We start from the raw sequence: 19,671 nt of genomic DNA on the forward strand, positions 1-19,671 counted from the left end.
CTAGGCGCCGAATTTGGGAGTGTGAACAGCTCCGAGGGTGATGTGCACGGCCTGCTGGTCGGTGTAGAAATCGATGGAGCGGTAGCCGCCCTCATGGCCCAGTCCGGAGGCTTTCACGCCGCCGAACGGGGTGCGGAGATCACGGACGTTATGGCTGTTGAGCCACACCATGCCGGCTTCCACGTTCTGGGAGAAGTTGTGGGCCCGGGTCAGGTTTTGGGTCCAGATGTAGGCCGCCAGGCCGTACTTGGTGTTGTTGGCCAAGGCGAGGGCTTCGTCGTCGTTCTCGAACGGCGTGATGGCCACGACGGGACCGAAGATTTCCTCCTGGAAGATCCGCGCGTCAGGCGCGACGTCGGCGAACACCGTCGGTGCGATGTAGTTGCCTTCGGGCAAGTGGTCGGGCCTGCCGCCGCCGGCGAGGAGCCGACCTTCGGACTTGCCGATCTCCACGTAGGACGCCACCTTGTTGTAGTGCTCCGGGTGAACCAAGGCACCCACCTGGGTCTTGGGGTCGTGGGGATCGCCCACCACGATGTTCTTGGCCCGGGCGGCGTACTTTTCGCAGAACTCGTCGTAGATGGCACGTTCCACGAGGATGCGTGAGCCGGCGGTGCAGCGTTCGCCGTTGAGGGAGAACACCCCGAACAGCGCCGAATCGATTGCGGCGTCCAGATCGGCATCGGCGAACACGACGCACGGGGACTTGCCACCGAGCTCCATGGACAGGCCTTTGAGGTTGGCGGCGGCGTTGCGGAAGATGGTCTGGCCCGTGGTGGTCTCGCCGGTGAAGGAGATCAGCGGCACGTCCGGGTGCTTCACGAGGGCATCGCCGGCTTCTTCGCCCAGGCCGTTGACCAGGTTGAACACGCCGTCGGGCAGGCCCGCATCCTTGAAGATCTGCGCCCAGAGCGAGGCGGACAAAGGCGTGAACTCGGCCGGCTTCAGCACCACAGTGTTGCCGGTGGCCAGCGCCGGGGCGAGCTTCCAGGACTCAAGCATGAACGGGGTGTTCCACGGCGTGATCAGGCCTGCGACGCCAATCGGCTTCCGGTTCACGTAGTTGATCTGCGAGCCGGGGACCTTCATGGCGTCGTCGAACTGCGCCACGATCAGATCAGCAAAGAAGCGGAAGTTTTCGGCAGCCCGGAGTGCCTGGCCCTTGGCCTGGGTGATTGGCAGACCGGTATCGAACGTCTCCAGCTCGGCGAGGCGGGCTTCCTGTGCCTCGACGGCATCGGCGATCTTGTTCAGCACCCGGGCGCGTTCGCGCGGCTTCATCTTCGGCCACGGGCCATTGACGAATGCCTCACGTGCCGCGGCGACGGCGAGGTCGATATCTTCCTTCTGGCCGGCGGCAGCGGTGGCGTAGTTGCCGTTCGATACCGGGTCCAGGACATCGAAGGTCTTGCCGGATACCGAATCAACGAACTCGCCGTTGATGAAGTGCTGGATGTGGGACGGCAGGTTCTCTGGGATGTAGTGCTTGGCGGTCTCTACTGAGGTCGTCATCGTTGAAGTCCTAACTAGCGATCAGTGGTTGGTAGTTATTGCTTGGCTTGGGCCAGGTAGGCGTCCAGGGTGGAAGCGCGGTGCTGGCGGGCTGCTTTTTCGATGGTGTCGGCGTCTGCACCGCTCTCGATGAGCTGCAGCAAAGCTTCGTGTTCCCGTACCGATTCCTGCGCTCGGCCAGGGACGAAACGGAAGGTCGAGGACCGGATGGAGGCCAGCCGGTTCCAGCCCCGGTGGACCAGGTCAAGAATGTGCGGGTTGGGGCAGTGCTCAAACAGGACACTGTGGAAGTCCTGGTTCAAGGAGGTGAAGCGGACCGGATCAAAGTGCTCCAGGCACTCCCGCATCTCCTCGTTCACCGCACGGGCACGGGCAATGGAGACCGAGTCAATCAGCGGCGCGGACAACGCCGTGGCCGCACCTTCCACGATGCTTAGGGTCTGCATGGTGTACAGGTACTCGGTGGGGTCGATTCCGGACACAGTAGCGCCCACGTTCCGCTCGAACTTCACCAGCCCTTCGGCCTCCAGGCGGCGGATCGCTTCGCGAACCGGGACCACGCTGAAACCCAAGTCCTCAGCAATCTTGGCGAGTACCAAGCGGTAACCCGGCGTATAAGCGCCCTCAACGATCCTCGCCTTCACGGCGGCATACGCCTGCTGGGACTTACTTTGGGCTCCGGCGTTTTCGACGGCGGTACTTCCGACGGCGGTTTCAGTCACTGTGGGCTCCTTGCCGGCTCTGCCACTCCTGGAAGCGTGCCTGCCAGTCCTTGTTCATCGGGTACAGCCCGTCCACGCTGTTGCCTTCCTGGACCATCTGGAAAATGAAGGTCTCTTCCTTTTCCTGCTGGATGCAGTCGTCCACCAGTTCCTCGGCGATGGCCGGGGGAATCACCAGGATGCCGTCGGAGTCGGCCACGATGATGTCGCCGGGCTGGACAGTTGCACCACCGCAGGCGATGGTGATGTCCGTGTCCCACGGGATGTGCCGGCGTCCGAGGACTGCCGGGTGCGGATTGGCGAAGTAGGTGGGCATCTCCAAGTCGGCCACAGCGGAGTAGTCGCGGACGCCGCCGTCGGTAATGATCGCCGCAGCACCGCGGACCTGGGCCCGCAGTGCGAGGATGTCCCCAACAGTGCCAGTCCCCTTCTCTCCCCGGGCTTCCATGACCAGGATTTCGCCTTCGTTGACGGAATCGATAGCGCGTTTCTGGGCATTGAACCCGCCGCCGTGGGTCTTGAAGAGATCCTCCCGGTTGGGCACGTACCGCAGCGTTCGCGCGAGGCCCACGACTTTGCGGTCCGGGCGCGTGGCCTGCAGGCCGTCGATGCTCACATTGTTCAGCCCTCGCTTGCGGAGCTGGGAGGACAGGGTGGCGGTGGCGACGGACTCCAATTTCGCCTTCAACTCCGGCGTCAGGACACTCTCGGCAGCTGCCGGTCCCGAAGCCTCCAGACCGGCAGCTTCCCGCGATCCGTAGGCCTCCTCACGCTGAGTATCATCAGTCTTGGGGCGGGCACCAAAGTCCGCGAACGGCGTCGTGCCTTCCGTGACTTTGGTGGCCAGGCGGCCACTGCTGAAGTCACCGCCGGTGACCTCGATTTCGACGACGTCACCCGGCTTGGCCACCGAGGCGCCTGCCGGTGTTCCGGTGAGGATGATGTCGCCCTCCTCGAGCGTGAGCAGCTGCGAAAGGTCCGCAACGAGCTGCGCGAAAGGGAAGAGCAGGTCCTCGGTGGTGTCATCCTGGACGAGGTGGCCGTTGTGCCAGGTGCGGATCCTTAGAGCAGCGGGATCAACGGCGTCGGCCGGAATCAGCGCCGGGCCAACGGGGGTGAAACCATCGCCGCCCTTGGACCGGACGTTGGAGCCCTTGTCCGCATAGCGGAGATCGTACACACCAAGGTCGTTGGACGCCGTGACCCACTCGACGTGGCTCCATGCATCCTCGAGACCCACGCGACGGGCGGACTTGCCAATCACCAGCGCGATCTCGCCCTCATAGCCAAGCAGTTCGCAACCTGCGGGACGCTCAACAGTGCCCGGGGCGTCGGCGGAGCCGAGCGCCAACGACGACGGCGGTTTCAGGAAGTACGACGGCTGATCGGGAGTGCGCCCGCGCTGGGCCGCGCGGCTGGGGTAGTTGATGTGGACGGCAATGACTTTGCGCGTCCGGGCCAGCATGTCCTGGCTGACTTCCTGGGTCCGGAACTCCACTGTCACGGCGCCTCCTCTTCCTCGAGCTGCATCAGGTACGAAATCGTATACGATAACTATGAACCCGATATGTGACCCGCGTCAACCCCCCTTTCCGCGCCCAAGCGGGTGGGAATGCTGGTCCTTGGTGGGGGCAGTGGGAGGCCGCTTAGCCGACCACCCTTACATCCTGTCGGAGGCCTCCCGTAGGGTACCGGCATGGACATCATCCTCGTACCCGGTTTCTGGTTGGACGCATCGTCGTGGGAGGAGGTGACTCCCCCGCTGGTTGCCGCCGGCCATACAGTTCACCCACTGACCTTGCCCGGCTTGGAATCTGCCGATGCTCCACGCGCCGGCATCGGTCTTCGGACGCACATCGAGGCGGTGGTGGCGAAAGTGGACTCGCTGGAGGGCAACGTTATCCTGGTGGGCCACTCAGGCGGCGGCGCCATCATCCACGGCGCAGTCGACGCCCGCCCGGACCGTGTGGCCCGCGCCATCTATGTGGACAGCGGACCACTTGGCGAGGGTGGGGTCATCAATGATGAGCTGCCCGACGACGGCGACGACATCCCGCTGCCGCCTTGGGAAGCGTTCGAAGACGAAGACCTGGTTGACCTCACCGATGACCTGAAGGAAACTTTCCGCGCCCGCGCCATCCCCGAGCCCAAGGGAGTGGCACTCGACCAGCAGCACCTGAGCGACGTCCGCAGGTACGACGTTCCGGCCACGATCATCGCGTGCCAGTTCCCGTCGTCGCTCCTCAAGGAATGGATGGACGCCGGGCACCCATTCACCGCCGAACTCGCACGGATCCGGGACGTGGACTACATCGACCTTCCCACGGGCCACTGGCCGCAATTCACCAAGCCGAAGGAACTGGGAGAGGCGATCCTGACCGCTGCGGAGCACGCCAAGCAGCCCCCGACGCCGGCCCTCCCCTGACACCGAAGCCCAGGGACCGGGGCCGTCCAACGTGAGGGGTACTACGCTCGAGGGATTTAGGCCTTGGGCGGCGTGTTCGTGGCGGGCCCCTCCGGCACTGCGCCACCCTCATCCGCCCAGTCACTTCCGGTGGTGTCATCACGGGCTGGGTCCGACACGACGTCGGACGTGACCGTGGGGACGGTGGTGACAGTAGGGCCAGTGGAAGAGTTGCTGGTATGTGAGGGACCAGACCGCTGGTCCGCCTTCGGCGAGGTAATGCCGGGGAACATGCTCTCGGCCTTCTCCATCAGCTTTTTGCCGGCCTCATAGAGGTTGTCCAGGATGTCCGGAACCGACTCCTGGACAGCTTCAGTTGCATGGTGGACGTTCTCCTGGACTTCCGGATTCTTCCAGACCTTTTCAGTGCCTCCGCGGAGGCGCCGATACACCTCCGGCCAGGACTTGGATCCCCAGACGTAGCCAACGGCCACTCCAACGGCGAACAATGCTTTCCCTTTCACAGGAATCACTCCTTTCGAGGCGGTATTCTTCGACACTAGTCCCGGCGGGCATGACCTGTCACCTGCCCATTGATTACGGCATGCTCAATAGTAATTTGCCGAAATAGAACATTTGGAATAACCGCAAAGCCAGCCAGCGGGTAACCGCGGGAAGCAACACCGGTGACGGCGGCCTCCAGGCCGGGGCGCGGCGGGCCATCTGAGGCAGACCTCCAGCAGTCGGGTGGGAAAATCGAGGCTGCCACCAAGGACGTAATGGACTCCCCCGAGGGCCACTGGAGCGCGGATCCCCGGCATTCCGGGCCCGCAAGCAAGGCTGAGCTAATAGTCAGGTTACTTGCTACTAGCCCCGGGAGCCGCTAGCGTTACTGGTGTAGTACCGAGACCGACCCAATCGGCAGGAGTGCTTTATTGGCTGCTTTTCATAAATTCATCGGGGTTGCATAAACAGTTCCAATCCCCACATTCCATAGGGCCTCCAGGGGCCCCATTACGGTGCCTATACCTCGGAACAGGCACCCGGTGAACTTACTCGCTTCATCACGTTCATGGAATTTCCATCAACAAGAAAGTAGGACCAAAAATGGGTTTCTTTGGTTTTCTTCTGCTCGGTCTTCTGGCCGGCGCTATCGCTAAACTTATCCTTCCGGGCCGCCAGGGTGGCGGCTGGCTGATCACCCTCCTGTTGGGCGTCGTCGGCGCTCTTCTGGGCGGCTGGATCGGTGGCCTGATCTTCGGTACGGGCCTGCAGGAATTCTTCTCCTTGACCACTTGGCTCCTGGCTATCGGCGGCTCCATCATCGTGCTGCTGATCTACGGCCTGGTCACCAGCCGCAGGACCCACCATGGCTAACAACCAGAACCGCGACGCCAACGGCGACGACCTCGAAGGCCAGTACTCCGAGGGCGACTACGGCGATTCCGGGGTATCCCCGGAAACCCTGAAAGAAGACGCCGGAGGCGACTACACCGCAGGGGACTACGCCGAGAAGACGGTACCCTCGGCCGACGCTGAGCTGGACGAGCACAACACGGAAGACATCCCTGAGGACCGGCCCTTCTCATCCGAACCGGATGAAGAAGCATCCGGCTCCAGTCGCCCGTAAGAATGAACCGGTTGTCACCTAACCGGCAGTAACTGAATAACACCAAGGACCCGGAGTGCTGCAGCCGCAGCCTCCGGGTCCTTGCGTTGCATCGGATTCCGGCAGCGGAGGTGGCCCCGTTTCGGGGCTTCGCTGCGCGGCGTGCCGTCCGATCGGCTCTGATCGCAACGGGCCATCGAAGCGGGCCCTGATATTTTCGGGCAAGGATAGGTGGGGCATCGGTCCCAAGCCCTCCGTAGTGTCAAGGGCAGGAATGAAGACACGGTAGGGAAACAAGGCGAGGAACAGGTCAGCATGCAGGAGTGGAACCGGGCAATAGAGGCAATCGAGCAGGACCTCACGGCAGACATTGACGTGGCGACTTTGGCCAGGCTCGCCTTGACGTCCGAGTATCACTTCCGGCGGATGTTCTCCTCTTTGGCCGGGTTGCCGGTTTCGGAGTACATCCGGAGGCGCCGCCTGACAGCGGCCACGGCGGAGATCATCGACGGCGGCACAGTCCTGGCCGTTGCTGTCCGCTACGGCTATGCCTCTGCTGAGGCGTTCACCCGTGCGTTCAAGGCCATGCACGGCCTCACGCCGTCTGAAGCGAGGCAGGCCGGCGCCGTGCTTCATTCCCAACCTCAGCTGAGGTTCCACCTGCGAGTCGAAGGGAATACCGACATGAAACACCGTATAGAAGACAAATCCGCTTTCCGCCTCATTGGCCTGAAAGCACGCGTCCCCCTGGTCCACGAAGGACCCAACCAGGCCATCATCGAATTTCAACGGGGCCTGGATCCCGCTGTCACCCACCGCCTGCTGGGGCTGTCAGACATGGAGCCGGCGGGCCCGCTGTCCGTCACTGACAACATCGATGAGCAGCGGAGCGAGGGAAGCGGGCTGGACTACTGGCATGCCGTGGCGTCCAGCCAGCCGGCACCGGAGGGGTTTGACGTCCTGGACATTCCAGCGGGCCTGTGGGTGGTTTTCGAAACCGAGGGGAGTTTCCCGGAGGTCCTGCAAAGCATGTGGGCGGACGCTGCTACTGAGTGGTTTCCGGCCAACCCGTACAGGTGGGCACCGGGGCCGGAATTGCTCAGCGTCCAGGCGGAGGAAGGGGGCAACCGCGGCCGCGGACAGCTCTGGATTCCGGTGGAGCGGGAAGAACCAGGCGATCGCTAGGACCAGGCTGGGGGCCCGGCTTCGAGGAACCGCAGGATCTCCTCCAGCGGCAGCACGGCTTGCCGGTATTCGCGGGTAAAGACCCGCAACACCGACTCGGCGGCCTCGGCGTTCTCCGTGCCGGTGGCCTCTGCAGCATAGATCACCCTGATGTTGTGGGCGAAGGCGTCGGCCGCAGTCTGCGCGATGCAGTTATGGGCGGAGATTCCGGCCAGGATCACAGTGTCCACCTCCCAGTTCCGGAGCCGCATGGCGAGGTCTGTCCCGAAGAAGGCGCTGTCCCGGGTCTTGAAGAGCCGGGGAAGGTCGGCAGTGAGCAGGCCGGCTACGAACTCCGCCTGCCCACTGCCCCGGAAGATGAAACCTTGATCGTCGTCCAGCATATTCAGGCTCCACGTGGATTTGTCCCGTTCATGCACGGTTCCCACCAAGAGCACGTATGCGCCCGCTTCACGCGCTGCGCTGGTCAGGGAGTTGCAGGCAGCAACAACTTCTTCCTGGCGCGCCTTCAATGCGGGGTCCTCGAAGTAAGCGTTCTGCATGTCGATGACCAGCACGGCGATCATGGGCGCCCTCCGGCCAAGCAGTTCACAATCCCTTGCCTCCCGTCACAGGAAGCACGGCCCCGGAAATGTAGGAGCCTTCATCCGAGGCAAGCAACACGTAGGCCGGGGCCAGCTCAGCAGGCTGCCCGGCCCTGCCCAGCGGCGTGTCCTGGCCGAACGTGGGAAGCTTGTCCGGCCATTCCGTAGCGGGAATCAGCGGAGTCCAGATGGGTCCCGGGGCCACGGCGTTGACCCGGATTCCCTTGGGCCCCAGTTCTTCGGCCATGGCCTTGGTGAAGGCCACCTGGGCAGCCTTGGTCATGGCGTAGTCCACCAACTGGGCGGAGGGGTTGAAGGCCTGGATAGAGGCCGTGACAATGATCGATGCTCCTGGCCTCAGGTGGGGAATGGCCGCCTGCGCAGTCCAGATGAGTGAGTACAGGTTGGTCTTGAAGACGCGGTCGAACTCCTCCGTGGGGATGGTTTCCAGGCCTTCACGGTTCTTTTGGTAAGCGGCGTTCAACACCACCACGTTGAGACCGCCGAGTTCCTGCACGGTCCGCTCCACGATCTCGGCCGCGAACGCCTCGTCCCGCGCATCACCGGGCAAGAGGAGCACCTGCGAGCCGCACTCGCGGATCCATTCCGCCGTCGACCTTGCGTCTTCTTCTTCCTCCGGCAGGTAACTGATGGCTACCTTCGCGCCCTCGCGGGCGTAGGCGATAGCCACAGCGGCGCCGATCCCGGAGTCTCCGCCCGTGATGAGCGCGGTTTTGCCTTGCAGCCGACCGTGTCCCACGTAACTCTTCTCGCCGTGGTCCGGCTGCGGATCCAAGGGCCGGGTCAGGCCCGGTTGTTCCTGCTCCTGTTGTGGGAACTCGCCGGAGTGGTATCCGCGACGGGGGTCCGCCGGCGGAGAGGTGAGACGGTTCTGTGGCTGGCCGGAGTTGTCCGGATCATGATGAGTCATGATTGTTCCTTACCCGCATTCGGCGCCGCCTAACCGCGCTGACCGCTTCTCTCACTTACCGCTGAATCCGTATCCGCCCTTCCCGCCATAACAGTCCGGAAAAACTAGGTCCGCAGGGTCCGCGCCTTGACCATCAGGAACAGGCCGTACGCGATCAGCCCCACTGCCACGGCCGCCAGCAGGTACACCCCGTAGGGCTGCTCCCTGAGCGCCTTCAAACCGCCGTCGAGCCCGGTTGACTGTTCGGGTTGGGCCCGCACCGACGCGATGACCACCAGCAGGCCCACCAGGAAGAGGGCGATCCCCTTGGCGATGTACCCCACCACGCCTACCCCCATTTGGAACTTCTTCACCGAACTGTTGGAGGACAACGCCAGGTCCTTGGTGAATTTCCGGCGGAATCCCCGCACGGCGAAAACGATTCCCGTGATGGCGATGCCGGCACCAACGGCGACCAGCAGAAACACCCCAAACGGGGCCTTGAGGAGCGTGACGGTGAAGTCACTGCTGGACTCCCGGCTGTTCTGGCCCTTGCCGGCAATGAAGGAGACGATGGTGGTGGCGAGGGCGGCGAAGACGATCGCCTGCCCTATGGCGGACAGCTTCTTGGTGATCTTGTCCGAGCCGTTCCGGTGGCCAAGGATGGCGTTTCCCAGTTGCCACAGTGCCAGCGCGGCGCAGGCAGCGAAGCACGCCCAGAGCAGCAGCGGCCCATAGGGCTGGCTGGCTAGGGACGTCACGGCCCCGCTGACATCGGCTTCGCCGCTGCTTCCGAACGCCAGTTGGAGGGCAATGACGCCAATGAGCACGTGCAGGATTCCGCTGACCACATACCCGCCGCGCGCAACAGCGGCAAAGGCCTGCGAATTCGACGCTTCCTCAGCCACTTCGGCGGCCTTCCTCATCTCTTCCTTGATGACAAGCCTCCTTATTTATTGAGCTGCATCCATCGTCCCTTAAAGGACGCCGGGCAGGGTACCTCCCGGATGGGGGAGGTGCCTGCCCGCTTTAAAGCTCCAGGTTTCTGGGTCAGTACGACCCTTTTAGAAACCGACCACCGACTGCGGCCAGATGCTGCGCAGTCCTACGCCCAGCGGGTTGAACTGCTCACGGACGGCCACACGCGTCTGGCCGAGAACCTCGCCGGCATGCCGGACGACCTCTGCGGTGCCTGACAGGGCGTCATGAACGACGCTGGCGTTCTGGGACTGGGTGGAGATCTGGTCAGTCATTTGGGTGGTCCTTCCTGGAAGCTCCGTCAGCGGTTGGCTGATGTTTCAACCATCGGACGGAGCCCTCAAGAAGGGCGCCGGGTCATCTCAAGATTCGCTCAAGATTCCGGGCCGGCACTTCAGAGGGCGAACTCCACTTCCAGCACTTGGTCCGGGCCCAAGGCGAGGCGGGCGCTGACGCTGGCGCCGTCGTCGAACAGCTCAAAAGCGGGAGGAGGCCCGACGGCGGGAGGAACCCAGGCAGGCGGCTCGCCGCCGAGGTACACCAGGGAGGCGAAACAGCTGCGCTCCCCGGACAGCCTGCCCTCCAGATAGCGGCAACTGGCAAAGGCGCCAAAAGGGGACACCCCATGGGCCTGATACGTGCCGCTGTCCGTGTAGCCGTGGAGCGGCCAGATGGCTGTGTGCAGCCGGCCGTCAGCAAGGACGCCGCTGCTTGGCATCGGCTGATCACCCGCGAGCGCATAACCGCCGTCCCGGACCGCGAGGATGGAGCTGTCCGGCGCCTCCACTGCGTGCACCCGCAGTTCGTATCCGCCTGCAGCGGCGGTCCCCGTCGCGGCGCGCCAGTCCGAATCAGCGGGATCCTCGGCATCGTTCCACACCGGGGCGTGCCAACTGGCTGCCTGCCCCGGCCCCGCAGGCAGCCGGTGGATCCGCGAGCGCCGGCTTGGCGTCCCAGCATCGTTGAGGAGGGCGAAGTGGTTGTCGACGGGGTGCTCCGTGAACAGCGGCGCCGTATGGCTTGAATAGGCGAGGCGGCGGTAGAGGGGATCATCCGGGCCGGGCGCATAGTACTTGTCGCTGCCATGGTTGAGGAGGCGGGCGATGCCGTCCGCAGCAGTGGAGTGGAGCAGGTAGTTGGGGGCCTCGGCATGCTTTAAGCCGTCTGTGGCTTCCAGGGGCGAAGGCTCCTCAACGGCGGTCCACACCGGGTGGTCGGCGGGAAGGAGCAGCCCGACGAATGCCTTGGAGGTCCAGTACGGCGAGGCCGGCCCGGAGTATTCCTGGGTCATCGGTTCAAAAGCGCCGAGCCATCCCAGTGACGGCAGGCCGTCGTCGTAGGCTCCGTTGTCGAGGAAGTACTTTGCTGCACCGCTGGCGATCCTGCGGGTCTGGCCGGGGGCGAGCGGCGTTGCGCAGACCGCCTCTCCCATGAAGAGGGGCGCGACGGCGGCGTAACGGTAGATCAGGGAGCGGCCTTGGAACATCGGGGCACCGTTGGCGCCGAAGAACCTGACATGGTCCTCCAGGAAGGTGGCGAGGCGGCGGCGGGAGATTTCAAGCCGGTGATCGGCTTGTGGATGCCGGCCGGCAGCAAACTCGGCCCACAGGATGGGGTACAAGTGCATGGCCCAACCGCAGTAGTAGTCGAAGAAGTCGCCGGTGCCGTCGTTGTCTCCGTCCCGGTACCAACCTCCGCCCGCGTACCAGTCGTCCAGCCTGTCCAGGCCATGCCCTATCTGGGCTGCGTTGTACTCAAAGCCCGCACCGGCCAGGAATTCGGCGATCATCACTTGGAAGAGCACCCAGTTGTTGTCCACACAGGTGCTGCGCGAGGAACCCCGCAGCCAGGCAGCCACCCGATCCTGTTGCGCAGCGGACAGCGTGTCCCACAACCAGGGCTTGGTGAGCTGGAGCCCCAGGACCACGGAGGCGGCTTCCACCATGGGTTGGGAGCGGTCGGTGATGGGCAGCCACGCTTCAGGCCCGTTGTTCTGCGTGCCGTGAAGCAGGCCCTCACGGTAAAAGTCCAGATGCCCGAAGGGGTCGCTGCCCTGCTCCCCCGCCACCCGGAAGGCCGCCAGCAGGAACGTCCGCGCGAAGCCCTCCAGGCCGTCGGACACAGCTCCCGACGACGACGGGCGGCCACCCAGCCGGATGGCCGCCTTCAGCGGGGAGAAGTGGGGGCGCACCGCGAGTAACTGCTGATCAGCGAAGGCTACCCAGTGTTCCCGGGTCCAGCCCGTGATGGGGCTGAGGTTATAATCCGGGGCGGGCATGGTGATTGCGGTTGCCATGATTCTCCTGCAGGGGCACGTAGTAGTAGCCCCACCACACTAGGAGTTCCATCCTTCGCATGACGCGAGTTGAACAATAGTGAACCCGACGCCAGGCCTACTGCATGAGGCGCTCGATGTCGGCAAAGCCCAGGCCCGAGGCAATCGCAAGGTCCGGAAGGCCCGCTCCCGCCGCCGTCGCGTTTCGCATGGCCCGTACCAGGCAATCCTCAGCCTCGTCCATTTCCCACTGCAACCCCTCCACCCGGGCGGCAGCTGTCCACACTTCGTCCAACACTCCGGTTCTTCGGGCCGTAGCGGCCTCGGTGATCAGTACTGGGGGCGTTACTTCGAGGGAAGCTCCACCTTGCGATTCCCTCACAACTACTGCAGTCACTTGGTGCCTTCCCGTGTAAGAATGTGTCTCGACAAACTAGTTATATGTGAATCTAGCTAAATTGGCGAGTTGCGGTGGGGGTGATGCACATCACTAAAACTCGAGCGTGAGGAATCCCTGCATCTGCACGTCTTATTCATGACGGCGCACAACAAGCGCTGCAACCAACGGACAGGAGCAATCGCCATGACGATCCAGACGCACACCCCCGCAGATGTCCCGGCCAGGAACACCACGGCGGGCGACAAACCCACAGCGGCCCATGACACCACCACTCCTGCACTGAATAAGGGCAAGGATGGCCGCGGGGCCACCACGGTTGCCGACGGCGTCGTCGCCAAAATCGCCGGCATCGCCATCCAGGAAATCCCGGGCGTCTACGCCCTCGGCGGCGGTGCTGCCCGCGCCATCGGCAACCTGCGCGAGAAGGTGGGCCAGAAGGACCTCACCCAGGGCGTCAGCGTTGAAGTGGGCCAAACCCAGGTGGCCGTAGATGTCACCCTGGTTGTTGAGTACCCGCACCCGCTCCAGGAAGTAGCGGACAACGCCCGCGACGCCGTCTACACCGCCATCGAGGACCTGGTGGGCATGGAAGTGACCGAGGTCAACATCACCATCACCGACATCCACGTTCCTTCCGAGGATGAAGACGCAGACGACGCCGGGCGCGAGCCGAGGGTCGCATGAACCCCACCATCGCCGGCATAGCCATCGGAGCTGTCCTGGCCCTGGCAGGGTTGGCCTTTGGTTTCTGGGGCCTCCTGCTGACGGCACTGTTCATGGGTGCCGGGGCTGTGCTGGGCCGTTCCGCCGAAGGAAAGCTTGACCTGCGTGGCGTGCTGGATGCACTGCGGGGCAAGCGCTCCTCATCATGAACCGCGCCGGAACGAACCGCGCCGGACATACCCGCATCACCCAGCACGCCCTCCGGAAAACCCTGGAAGCCGTCACCGCCCAGGCGTTCCGGGTGGGAGCGGGAAACGTGGCAGCCGAGCTGGAGGACGATGCCGGCAAGCTCGGAGTAAGCCTCTCCGTCAAGCTGTCGCTCGCGCCGCTTCCGGGCCCGCGGAAAACCACAGCCACCGTCTTTCAGCAGGCTCAAACAGCACGAACACAACTGGTGTCCCGCGGCCTGGAGCTGACCGGGCTCGAGATCGGCCGGGTGGATATCCGCCTCGCCGGAGCCAAGGAGCAGCCCCGCACCAAGGAACACTCCACGGAACGACTCAAGGAAAGGAGGGTGCTGTGAACCAGGGCCGAACCCAACGGCGGATGATCCGTCGGGAAACGCACTCTTCGCGGGCTCTTCCGTCCATCCTTTCCGCCTGCATCCTCATGGTCGTCTTCCTCTGGCTCGCAGTGGAAGCCGTGCTGTGGATCCTTAAGGACCAGGCGCTGCTGGCAAGCCCCGCACAGATGCTCCAGTGGCTCGTGGACCTTCCGGTCACCACAGTCCCGGTGGGAATGGCAGCTGCGGGAGCGGGCCTTGGAATTCTGGGCCTGCTGTTGCTGGGACTTGCCGTGGGCAAGGGACGGAAGGCCCGACGCTCCCTGGCGAGCCGGCGCGCCGCCGTGGTGGTGGACGACGACGTGATCGCCGCAGCTCTCTCCAACACCACCCGGCTCGCCGCCGGCCTGGCCCCCGGGCAGGTGACCACCACCGTCGGTGGACGGTCCGTACGCGTCCGGGTGCGTCCGACGTCGGGCGTTCCGTTGGACCTTGAGTCCGTGACAACAGTGGTCGACGGCGAACTGGCCGCCTTTGCGCTGGACCGCCGGACCTCATCTGATGTCCAGGTATTGAACCAAGGAGCAGTGGGGCAATGAGGCAAACAAACCGTGCACTGAACCGTATCCTGCTTGCGCTCCTGGGCCTTGCACTGCTGGGAGCCGGTGGCGCAGTCATTGCAGCTGGCACCATGCCGGGAGCAGCGGATACCTGGACAGCAGTGGCATCGTCCGTCCGCGAATCCGCCAGGAACCTCGTGGGCGCCGCACCTCTACCGGACCCCGTCCGGAGTTGGTGGCTGGTGGCAGGAATCGCCGTGTTGCTTGTGGGGATCGCCCTCAACGCAGCCTGGCTCGCCTCCCAAGGCGGAGGACGCACTCCTCGCCTCGCCGAGCAACTGGACGGGACGGTCGCAGGCAACGGACCCCCGGGGACAGGCGGAGCCCGGGGCCGGACAGTGGTGGATGTCAGCCTGGTCTCCACAGCCCTCCGGGAAGCCCTAAGCGGGAACCGCGACGTCCTTGCCACGTCCGTTTCGGCGTGGGAGTCACGGCGGGGAACCGCCCTCCGGCTCCGCGTGGAAGCCCGCAAGGGAAGCTCGCCACGCGAACTTGCCGACACTGCCGAAGAACTCATCCGCGAAATAGATGCCCTGCTGGGACATCCCATCCCCGTCCTGATCCGAATTACCAGCGGCGCCCGAACCCAGGTGTCAGGATCCCGACGTGCACGGTAACCGCTGGAACGCACTTCTCTCCACTCAAACCATGCGCGGCACCACAGAGCACGCGCACTGAAAAGAAAAGGGAACACCATGGGAATCAACGACAAGATCAACAACGCTGCCACCGAACACCTCGGCGCTGCCAAGGAAGGTGCCGGAAGACTGACCGGCGACCAGTCACTGGAGCGCGAAGGCCAGCACGATCAGGCCCAGGCAAAGCTCCAGCAGGCAGGCGAGAAGGTCAAGGACGCTGCCGCCGACATCGGAGACAACATCAAAGACGCGGCCCGGAAACTCAAAGAGGGTTTCACCGGGAAGTAGGCCCCTCCCGGGCCGGCCCCTTACCGATGGCGGGGCCGGCCCCTTTCCTCCACTAACCTCGACCCCACTGGGAAGGCAGAACGTGACTGGTTCACCCGTGGCGCAGCACCAACTGGACCTCGTTCCGGATGCCTTGCTGGCCGGCCGGGCAGCAGACGGTGACACGGCAGCGTTCGAAGCGCTTGCCCGTCGCCACGGCCCTCTGATGCGGGCCACCGCCCGCCGGTTGACCGGCAGCCTGGCGGACGCCGATGACGTGGTCCAGGAAACACTGGTGCAGGCCTGGAAACAGCTGGACACCCTCCGGGAGCCTGCCGCCGTCAAAGGCTGGCTGTTGAGGATCCTTGGCAGCCGCAGCATCGACCACCTCAGGAAACGACGCCACCACATGGATCTGGACGACGTGGAAAACCAGCGCGATGACAGCCCCCGGACGAGAACCCAGGATCCGGAAAACAACGCAGTCAATGCCTCCCGGGTGGAAGCCCTCAAGGCCGCACTGGCCGCACCCCCGAGGAACAACGACGCTGTTGGGTACTCAAGGAGTTCAATGACCAGAGCTACGAAGAGATTGCGCTGACGTTGAACATCAGCCCAGCCAGTGTCCGCGGCCGGTTGGCCCGGGCACGGATCACGCTCGCACGCACCATGGAGGAATGGCGATGAACACCCCCAGCGACACCCTCGAATGCGGGCACAGCCTTGCGGATCTCAGTGCCTACCTGGACACGGGACAGATTGATGATCCCGCCCACCTGGAGAGGTGCCCCGAATGCCAGGCCGCGTTGGCCTCCTTGCGCCATCTCTCCCAACTCGGCGGAGAGTTGCTCCGGTCCGATGTAGCAGACGCGGGCTCAGGCAATGACGACTGGATGCAGTCCATCCTGGACAACCTGCGCCTGGAACTGCGGCCCGGACGGAGCATTCCCTTGCAGGCGGAACACCCGGATGACACGCTCTGGGAATCCGAAGGAGCCATCTCCGCCCTGATCCGGTCCGTGACCGATGCACTCCCTGGAACAGCCGCCGGCAAATGCCGGCTGCAGGGAGAGGTGACCACCATGGGAGCCCCCATCACCGTGGAGGTGGAAGTGGCCGTGGTGTACGGACACCCCATGGAAGAACGCGCAGCCACCCTCCGCGACGAGCTGGCAAGGACCCTGGCAGCCCAGACAGAACTGAACATCCAAGCCATCAATATCACCGTGACGGACGTCCTTGAGCCGCCGGCACCGCCGGTCCAGCCCACAGATACACCCGCCACCACCGGACCGCTGAGCACGGAGGACCAGCCATGACGGAGTTTTTGGAAGCCGCGAACACTTCCCCTTCAGGCGGGTCGGCAGCCGCGTCAACCACCCTGGCTGAGGAACTGCTCGTGCTCGTCCAGGCGGTGGAAGGGGTCCACTCGGTCTATCCCGCGCAGCCGTTGTGGCAGTCCATAGCCGGCGCCGCCTTGGCCGCGGTCACCGGCGAGACACTTCCCCTGATCGGCCTGGCGGGGACCGCCGACACACTGGCAGTGAAAGTCAGGATTGGCGTGGATGCTTCCCGTCCTGCTCCGGCTGTGACGCGCGAAGCAGCCGCCGCGATCCGCAGGCACCTTCTCCCCCGGGCCGCCGTCGTCGAGATATCCGTGGTGAAGCTGGGCAGTTAGCCGATAGGGTCCACGCAGCCGGGTTCTGGTTCATAATGAACAAACTGAACACAAGTGAACTTGATAGGCGGACACCTGCATGCTGACCGAGGATCGTCAACAGCTCATCCTGAGGGAACTCGCCCTGAACGGTTCCCTCAATGCCAGCGAATTCGCGGCGAAACTGGGCACCTCTGGGATGACCGTGCGGCGGGACCTCGCAGTGCTCGCTGAACAGGGCCTGCTCGAACGGGTCCACGGCGGCGCCATCCCGGTGGGCGGCAAGCCGTCGGCAGGACCCGCTACACAGCCCTCCACGTCCTGGCGTCCTGGCGGGAGGCGGCCTTTGGCCACCATCGGGATGATCGTGCCGTCGGCGTCGTACTATTTCCCGGGCGTCATTCGCGGCGCCGAAGCCGCCGCGCAGGAAGCAGGCGTCCGCTTGGTGCTGGGCGTCACCAACTATTCAGACGCGGAAGAGCGGCGGCAGCTGCGGCGGCTTTACGAACACGGCGTGGATAGAATCCTCATTACGCCCAGCGGGCAATCGTTGGCAGGTACCGAAACACTGGACCTGCTGGCCGAGGCAGAGGTGCCGGTGGTAGTGGTGGAACGGTCCATCGACGACGCCTTGGACCACGGCCGGCTCGAAGCCGTGCGGAGCGACCATGTCCGCGGCTCGGAAATCGCCGTGAACCACTTGTTGGGCCTCGGCCACCGGAAAATCGCCATTTGCCTCCGTGAAAACAGCCCCACCGCCCCACAACTCATCGATGGCTTCCACCTGGCCATGCACCGTGCCGGACATGCCCGCGACGACTCGATGGTGCGTGCCATGTCCCGCGCCCAAAACGATCCCCAAGCCCACCGTGAACTGGTGGACCGGATCCTGGATTGGTGCGGATCGGCGGAGGTGACGGCCGCTGTTGTCCACACCGACGAGGACGCGCTCCAGTTCGTCAGTGCCTGCCTGGAACGGCAGATCCGCGTGCCGGAGGACTTCGCTATCGTTTCCTACGACGACGAGATCGCCGCCCTCGGCGCCGTCCCGCTGACCGCTGTGGCACCGCCAAAATACGACGTCGGCCACCAGGCTTTGGTGATGTGCCTGAGCCGCATCGGGGCGCGGCGCGGAAGCACGTCCGCGCTGCAACGGGTGAACCTGTCCCCGGCGCTGGAGGTGCGCGGCTCCACGCAGGTGTAGCCTGCCCACACCTGCGATTCGACTGTTTACTTCTGTTCATTTTGTTGATGATGTTCACTTTTGTGGATTTCATGGTGCCTAGTCCGAAAGTGCCCCCAGAGCACCACGACTTTCGCATCGTGAACTTCAAAGGAGAACAGAATGAAGCGTCGCCAGCTTCTGCTTGGAGCAGCCAGCCTCATGGCCAGCGCTGCACTCGTCACCGGCTGTGGCAGCACCCCCGCCGCCACGCCAGCCCCAACCCCGGTGGAAGACCCCAGCGGTAACATCACGTTCTGGTCCTCCATGGCCGGTATGGACAAGGTGGCGGAAGCGTTCAACGCCAGCCAGGACAAGATCAAAGTCACGTTTGAAACCATCCCCAACGGCGGAGCCGGCGGTTATGCCAAGCTCTCCACTGCCATCACCGCAGGCAACGGCCCGGACGTCGCCACCATCGAATATCCGCAGTTGCCCCAATTTGTCAGCAACGGCCAGCTACAGCCTCTTGACGGCTACATCAACAAGGCTGAAACCGTGGACAAACTCACGGATGAAACCAAGGCTCTGGTGCAGTTTGGCGAGCAGACCTACGCACTCCCCTACGATGCCGCGCCGATGATCATGTGGTACCGCAAGGACATGCTGGACAAGGCCGGAGTCTCCACACCCAAGACCTGGCAGGAGTTCGAGGAGGCCGGTAAGAAGCTCAAGGCCGTTGCCCCCGAAGCGCATTTGGCCAGCTTCAACCCGAACGAGGCTGCGCTGACTGCTGCGCTGTCCTGGCAGGCGGGCGGCAAGTGGTTCGGCACCGAAGGCGACAGCTGGAAGGTGGGTGTTAACGACGAAGCCACCCGGAAAGTCGCCACGTACTGGCAGAAGCTTATCGACCAGAAGATCGTCAAAGTCCAGCAGTCCTTCAGTGACGAATGGTCCGCAGACCTGGCGAGCGGCGCCGTCGTCGGAGTCCTGGGTGCCAACTGGAGCGCCACCGGTATCCAGAAGCGGACGGAGGCCAGCGGCCAAAAGGGTCAGTGGATCGCTGCCGAGGTGCCCAACTGGGGCACTCCGGCGGACGCGTTCTACGGCGGCTCCAGCTTCAACATCACCAAGAGCAGCAAGAATCCGGCCGCCGCGGCGAAATTCATCGAGTTCCTTGCCACCAGCAAAGAGGCCATCTCTGCCCGCGGCAACACCGGCTCTGCGTTCCTTGCCTACCCGGGCCTGACCCCCGTGGCGCAGAAGGCCTTCGATGCCAGCTACTTCGGCAACGACATCTACGAGGTCTTCGACAAGGCATATTCCACCATCACGCCGGGCTGGCAGTGGGGTCCCAACTGGGACATCACCAACACCGCGCTCAAGGACGCCTACGGCACGCTGACCAGCGGCGGCAAGGTCCTGGACGCCGTCGATACCGCCCAGGACGCCACAGTGGCCGGGCTCAAGCAGAACGGCCTCTCCGTCAAGGAGTAGGCCCGCACAGTGGGGCGGCTCCGCAC

The 19,671-nt window shown here is 64.1% G+C and carries 24 protein-coding genes and 1 pseudogene; 15 read left to right on the forward strand and 10 right to left on the reverse strand.

The window, feature by feature from the left end; genetic code table 11:
- From hpaE to QEH68_RS19785, 3 genes are read right to left on the reverse strand one after another with little or no spacing between them, the layout of a single operon-like run.
- The gene (hpaE, locus tag QEH68_RS19775) at positions 1 to 1,512 is read right to left on the reverse strand and encodes a 5-carboxymethyl-2-hydroxymuconate semialdehyde dehydrogenase (protein ID WP_207595374.1); all 1,512 of its coding nucleotides are present in this window, start codon (positions 1,510 to 1,512) and stop codon (positions 1 to 3) included.
- A 35-nt stretch (positions 1,513 to 1,547) separates the two neighbouring features.
- Positions 1,548 to 2,234 carry a GntR family transcriptional regulator gene (locus QEH68_RS19780; protein WP_207595375.1) on the reverse strand — a complete coding sequence of 229 codons (687 nt, stop codon included), beginning with the start codon at positions 2,232 to 2,234 and terminating at the stop codon, positions 1,548 to 1,550.
- A complete protein-coding gene (locus QEH68_RS19785; protein WP_280628054.1) occupies positions 2,227 to 3,699 on the reverse strand; it encodes a fumarylacetoacetate hydrolase family protein in 1,473 nt (490 codons plus the stop codon). Before QEH68_RS19785 ends, QEH68_RS19780 begins: the two co-directional genes overlap by 8 nt.
- A 231-nt stretch (positions 3,700 to 3,930) precedes the next feature.
- Here QEH68_RS19785 and QEH68_RS19790 point away from each other — a divergent pair, with 231 nt between their 5' ends.
- Positions 3,931 to 4,659, forward strand: a complete 729-nt coding sequence (locus tag QEH68_RS19790; RefSeq protein ID WP_207595377.1) for an alpha/beta hydrolase — start codon at positions 3,931 to 3,933, stop codon at positions 4,657 to 4,659.
- A 56-nt stretch (positions 4,660 to 4,715) separates the two neighbouring features.
- Here QEH68_RS19790 and QEH68_RS19795 read toward each other — a convergent pair whose 3' ends face one another.
- Positions 4,716 to 5,162 (reverse strand): hypothetical protein, encoded by a 447-nt coding sequence (locus QEH68_RS19795; protein ID WP_207595378.1) that lies wholly within the window; start codon positions 5,160 to 5,162, stop codon positions 4,716 to 4,718.
- 583 nt (positions 5,163 to 5,745) lie between these two features.
- On the opposite strand from QEH68_RS19795, the gene QEH68_RS19800 reads away from it, so the two are divergent.
- The 3 genes from QEH68_RS19800 (at position 5,746) to QEH68_RS19810 (ending at position 7,432) form a co-directional block, all read left to right on the forward strand.
- Positions 5,746 to 6,015, forward strand: coding sequence for a GlsB/YeaQ/YmgE family stress response membrane protein (locus QEH68_RS19800; protein ID WP_089596629.1), 270 nt, complete (start codon positions 5,746 to 5,748; stop codon positions 6,013 to 6,015).
- Entirely contained in the window at positions 6,008 to 6,268 is a 261-nt protein-coding gene (locus QEH68_RS19805; protein ID WP_207595379.1) for a hypothetical protein, read from the forward strand. Before QEH68_RS19800 ends, QEH68_RS19805 begins: the two co-directional genes overlap by 8 nt.
- Positions 6,269 to 6,562: 294 nt before the next feature.
- Entirely contained in the window at positions 6,563 to 7,432 is an 870-nt protein-coding gene (locus tag QEH68_RS19810; RefSeq protein ID WP_280624461.1) for an AraC family transcriptional regulator, read from the forward strand.
- Here the strand turns inward: QEH68_RS19810 and QEH68_RS19815 are convergent.
- The 6 genes from QEH68_RS19815 to QEH68_RS19840 all read right to left on the reverse strand — a co-directional run bounded on the left by QEH68_RS19815 (position 7,429) and on the right by QEH68_RS19840 (position 12,576).
- A complete protein-coding gene (locus tag QEH68_RS19815; protein WP_207595381.1) occupies positions 7,429 to 7,998 on the reverse strand; it encodes an isochorismatase family cysteine hydrolase in 570 nt (189 codons plus the stop codon). The two genes, QEH68_RS19810 and QEH68_RS19815, sit on opposite strands and share 4 nt — an antisense overlap.
- 22 nt (positions 7,999 to 8,020) lie before the next feature.
- Positions 8,021 to 8,947, reverse strand: coding sequence for an SDR family oxidoreductase (locus QEH68_RS19820; protein WP_089596635.1), 927 nt, complete (start codon positions 8,945 to 8,947; stop codon positions 8,021 to 8,023).
- Between the two features lie 104 nt (positions 8,948 to 9,051).
- On the reverse strand, positions 9,052 to 9,852 hold the full coding sequence (locus QEH68_RS19825) for a DUF1206 domain-containing protein (protein ID WP_280624465.1): 801 nt from the start codon (positions 9,850 to 9,852) through the stop codon (positions 9,052 to 9,054).
- Between the two features lie 138 nt (positions 9,853 to 9,990).
- Positions 9,991 to 10,179 (reverse strand): hypothetical protein, encoded by a 189-nt coding sequence (locus QEH68_RS19830; RefSeq protein ID WP_280624467.1) that lies wholly within the window; start codon positions 10,177 to 10,179, stop codon positions 9,991 to 9,993.
- A 119-nt stretch (positions 10,180 to 10,298) separates the two neighbouring features.
- Positions 10,299 to 12,200, reverse strand: coding sequence for a DUF2264 domain-containing protein (locus tag QEH68_RS19835; RefSeq protein ID WP_280624469.1), 1,902 nt, complete (start codon positions 12,198 to 12,200; stop codon positions 10,299 to 10,301).
- A gap of 97 nt (positions 12,201 to 12,297) precedes the next feature.
- A complete protein-coding gene (locus QEH68_RS19840; protein WP_280624472.1) occupies positions 12,298 to 12,576 on the reverse strand; it encodes a hypothetical protein in 279 nt (92 codons plus the stop codon).
- Positions 12,577 to 12,762: 186 nt separating this feature from the next.
- On the opposite strand from QEH68_RS19840, the gene QEH68_RS19845 reads away from it, so the two are divergent.
- From QEH68_RS19845 to QEH68_RS19895, 11 genes and pseudogenes are all read left to right on the forward strand, one after another.
- Positions 12,763 to 13,263, forward strand: coding sequence for an Asp23/Gls24 family envelope stress response protein (locus tag QEH68_RS19845; protein WP_280624474.1), 501 nt, complete (start codon positions 12,763 to 12,765; stop codon positions 13,261 to 13,263).
- The gene (locus tag QEH68_RS19850; protein ID WP_207595387.1) at positions 13,260 to 13,451 is read left to right on the forward strand and encodes a DUF2273 domain-containing protein; all 192 of its coding nucleotides are present in this window, start codon (positions 13,260 to 13,262) and stop codon (positions 13,449 to 13,451) included. The genes QEH68_RS19845 and QEH68_RS19850 overlap by 4 nt, the downstream gene beginning before the upstream one ends.
- The gene (locus QEH68_RS19855) at positions 13,448 to 13,825 is read left to right on the forward strand and encodes a hypothetical protein (RefSeq protein WP_280624477.1); all 378 of its coding nucleotides are present in this window, start codon (positions 13,448 to 13,450) and stop codon (positions 13,823 to 13,825) included. Before QEH68_RS19850 ends, QEH68_RS19855 begins: the two co-directional genes overlap by 4 nt.
- The gene (locus QEH68_RS19860) at positions 13,822 to 14,403 is read left to right on the forward strand and encodes a hypothetical protein (RefSeq protein WP_280624479.1); all 582 of its coding nucleotides are present in this window, start codon (positions 13,822 to 13,824) and stop codon (positions 14,401 to 14,403) included. Before QEH68_RS19855 ends, QEH68_RS19860 begins: the two co-directional genes overlap by 4 nt.
- The gene (locus QEH68_RS19865) at positions 14,400 to 15,041 is read left to right on the forward strand and encodes a hypothetical protein (protein ID WP_280624481.1); all 642 of its coding nucleotides are present in this window, start codon (positions 14,400 to 14,402) and stop codon (positions 15,039 to 15,041) included. Before QEH68_RS19860 ends, QEH68_RS19865 begins: the two co-directional genes overlap by 4 nt.
- A 78-nt stretch (positions 15,042 to 15,119) precedes the next feature.
- Positions 15,120 to 15,350, forward strand: coding sequence for a CsbD family protein (locus QEH68_RS19870; protein ID WP_280624483.1), 231 nt, complete (start codon positions 15,120 to 15,122; stop codon positions 15,348 to 15,350).
- An 82-nt stretch (positions 15,351 to 15,432) separates the two neighbouring features.
- Positions 15,433 to 16,016: pseudogene (locus QEH68_RS19875) on the forward strand (RNA polymerase sigma factor).
- Positions 16,013 to 16,648 (forward strand): Asp23/Gls24 family envelope stress response protein, encoded by a 636-nt coding sequence (locus QEH68_RS19880; protein WP_280624485.1) that lies wholly within the window; start codon positions 16,013 to 16,015, stop codon positions 16,646 to 16,648. Before QEH68_RS19875 ends, QEH68_RS19880 begins: the two are co-directional and overlap by 4 nt.
- Positions 16,645 to 17,007: a hypothetical protein gene (locus tag QEH68_RS19885; protein ID WP_280624487.1), complete on the forward strand. Its 363-nt coding sequence runs from the start codon at positions 16,645 to 16,647 to the stop codon at positions 17,005 to 17,007. Before QEH68_RS19880 ends, QEH68_RS19885 begins: the two co-directional genes overlap by 4 nt.
- A gap of 79 nt (positions 17,008 to 17,086) precedes the next feature.
- Positions 17,087 to 18,190, forward strand: coding sequence for a substrate-binding domain-containing protein (locus QEH68_RS19890; RefSeq protein ID WP_280624489.1), 1,104 nt, complete (start codon positions 17,087 to 17,089; stop codon positions 18,188 to 18,190).
- A 141-nt stretch (positions 18,191 to 18,331) separates the two neighbouring features.
- Positions 18,332 to 19,645, forward strand: a complete 1,314-nt coding sequence (locus QEH68_RS19895) for a sugar ABC transporter substrate-binding protein (protein WP_280624491.1) — start codon at positions 18,332 to 18,334, stop codon at positions 19,643 to 19,645.
- Positions 19,646 to 19,671: the final 26 nt, after the last annotated feature.

It is taken from the genome of Paenarthrobacter sp. OM7, from assembly GCF_029873575.1.
Taxonomy (GTDB): domain Bacteria; phylum Actinomycetota; class Actinomycetes; order Actinomycetales; family Micrococcaceae; genus Arthrobacter.

What these genes read in the sequence shown, in the direction of transcription:
- QEH68_RS19865 (WP_280624481.1), top strand. Translation starts at nt 14,400, where the DNA reads ATGAGGCAAACAAACCGTGCACTGAACCGTATCCTGCTTGCGCTCCTG.
- QEH68_RS19830 (WP_280624467.1), bottom strand. Translation starts at nt 10,179, where the DNA reads ATGACTGACCAGATCTCCACCCAGTCCCAGAACGCCAGCGTCGTTCAT.
- QEH68_RS19855 (WP_280624477.1), top strand. Translation starts at nt 13,448, where the DNA reads ATGAACCGCGCCGGAACGAACCGCGCCGGACATACCCGCATCACCCAG.
- QEH68_RS19890 (WP_280624489.1), top strand. Translation starts at nt 17,087, where the DNA reads ATGCTGACCGAGGATCGTCAACAGCTCATCCTGAGGGAACTCGCCCTG.
- QEH68_RS19785 (WP_280628054.1), bottom strand. Translation starts at nt 3,699, where the DNA reads ATGCTGGCCCGGACGCGCAAAGTCATTGCCGTCCACATCAACTACCCC.
- QEH68_RS19835 (WP_280624469.1), bottom strand. Translation starts at nt 12,200, where the DNA reads ATGGCAACCGCAATCACCATGCCCGCCCCGGATTATAACCTCAGCCCC.
- QEH68_RS19845 (WP_280624474.1), top strand. Translation starts at nt 12,763, where the DNA reads ATGACGATCCAGACGCACACCCCCGCAGATGTCCCGGCCAGGAACACC.
- QEH68_RS19895 (WP_280624491.1), top strand. Translation starts at nt 18,332, where the DNA reads ATGAAGCGTCGCCAGCTTCTGCTTGGAGCAGCCAGCCTCATGGCCAGC.
- QEH68_RS19815 (WP_207595381.1), bottom strand. Translation starts at nt 7,998, where the DNA reads ATGATCGCCGTGCTGGTCATCGACATGCAGAACGCTTACTTCGAGGAC.
- hpaE (WP_207595374.1), bottom strand. Translation starts at nt 1,512, where the DNA reads ATGACGACCTCAGTAGAGACCGCCAAGCACTACATCCCAGAGAACCTG.
- QEH68_RS19870 (WP_280624483.1), top strand. Translation starts at nt 15,120, where the DNA reads ATGGGAATCAACGACAAGATCAACAACGCTGCCACCGAACACCTCGGC.
- QEH68_RS19825 (WP_280624465.1), bottom strand. Translation starts at nt 9,852, where the DNA reads ATGAGGAAGGCCGCCGAAGTGGCTGAGGAAGCGTCGAATTCGCAGGCC.
- QEH68_RS19880 (WP_280624485.1), top strand. Translation starts at nt 16,013, where the DNA reads ATGAACACCCCCAGCGACACCCTCGAATGCGGGCACAGCCTTGCGGAT.
- QEH68_RS19800 (WP_089596629.1), top strand. Translation starts at nt 5,746, where the DNA reads ATGGGTTTCTTTGGTTTTCTTCTGCTCGGTCTTCTGGCCGGCGCTATC.
- QEH68_RS19850 (WP_207595387.1), top strand. Translation starts at nt 13,260, where the DNA reads ATGAACCCCACCATCGCCGGCATAGCCATCGGAGCTGTCCTGGCCCTG.
- QEH68_RS19805 (WP_207595379.1), top strand. Translation starts at nt 6,008, where the DNA reads ATGGCTAACAACCAGAACCGCGACGCCAACGGCGACGACCTCGAAGGC.
- QEH68_RS19820 (WP_089596635.1), bottom strand. Translation starts at nt 8,947, where the DNA reads ATGACTCATCATGATCCGGACAACTCCGGCCAGCCACAGAACCGTCTC.
- QEH68_RS19810 (WP_280624461.1), top strand. Translation starts at nt 6,563, where the DNA reads ATGCAGGAGTGGAACCGGGCAATAGAGGCAATCGAGCAGGACCTCACG.
- QEH68_RS19885 (WP_280624487.1), top strand. Translation starts at nt 16,645, where the DNA reads ATGACGGAGTTTTTGGAAGCCGCGAACACTTCCCCTTCAGGCGGGTCG.
- QEH68_RS19790 (WP_207595377.1), top strand. Translation starts at nt 3,931, where the DNA reads ATGGACATCATCCTCGTACCCGGTTTCTGGTTGGACGCATCGTCGTGG.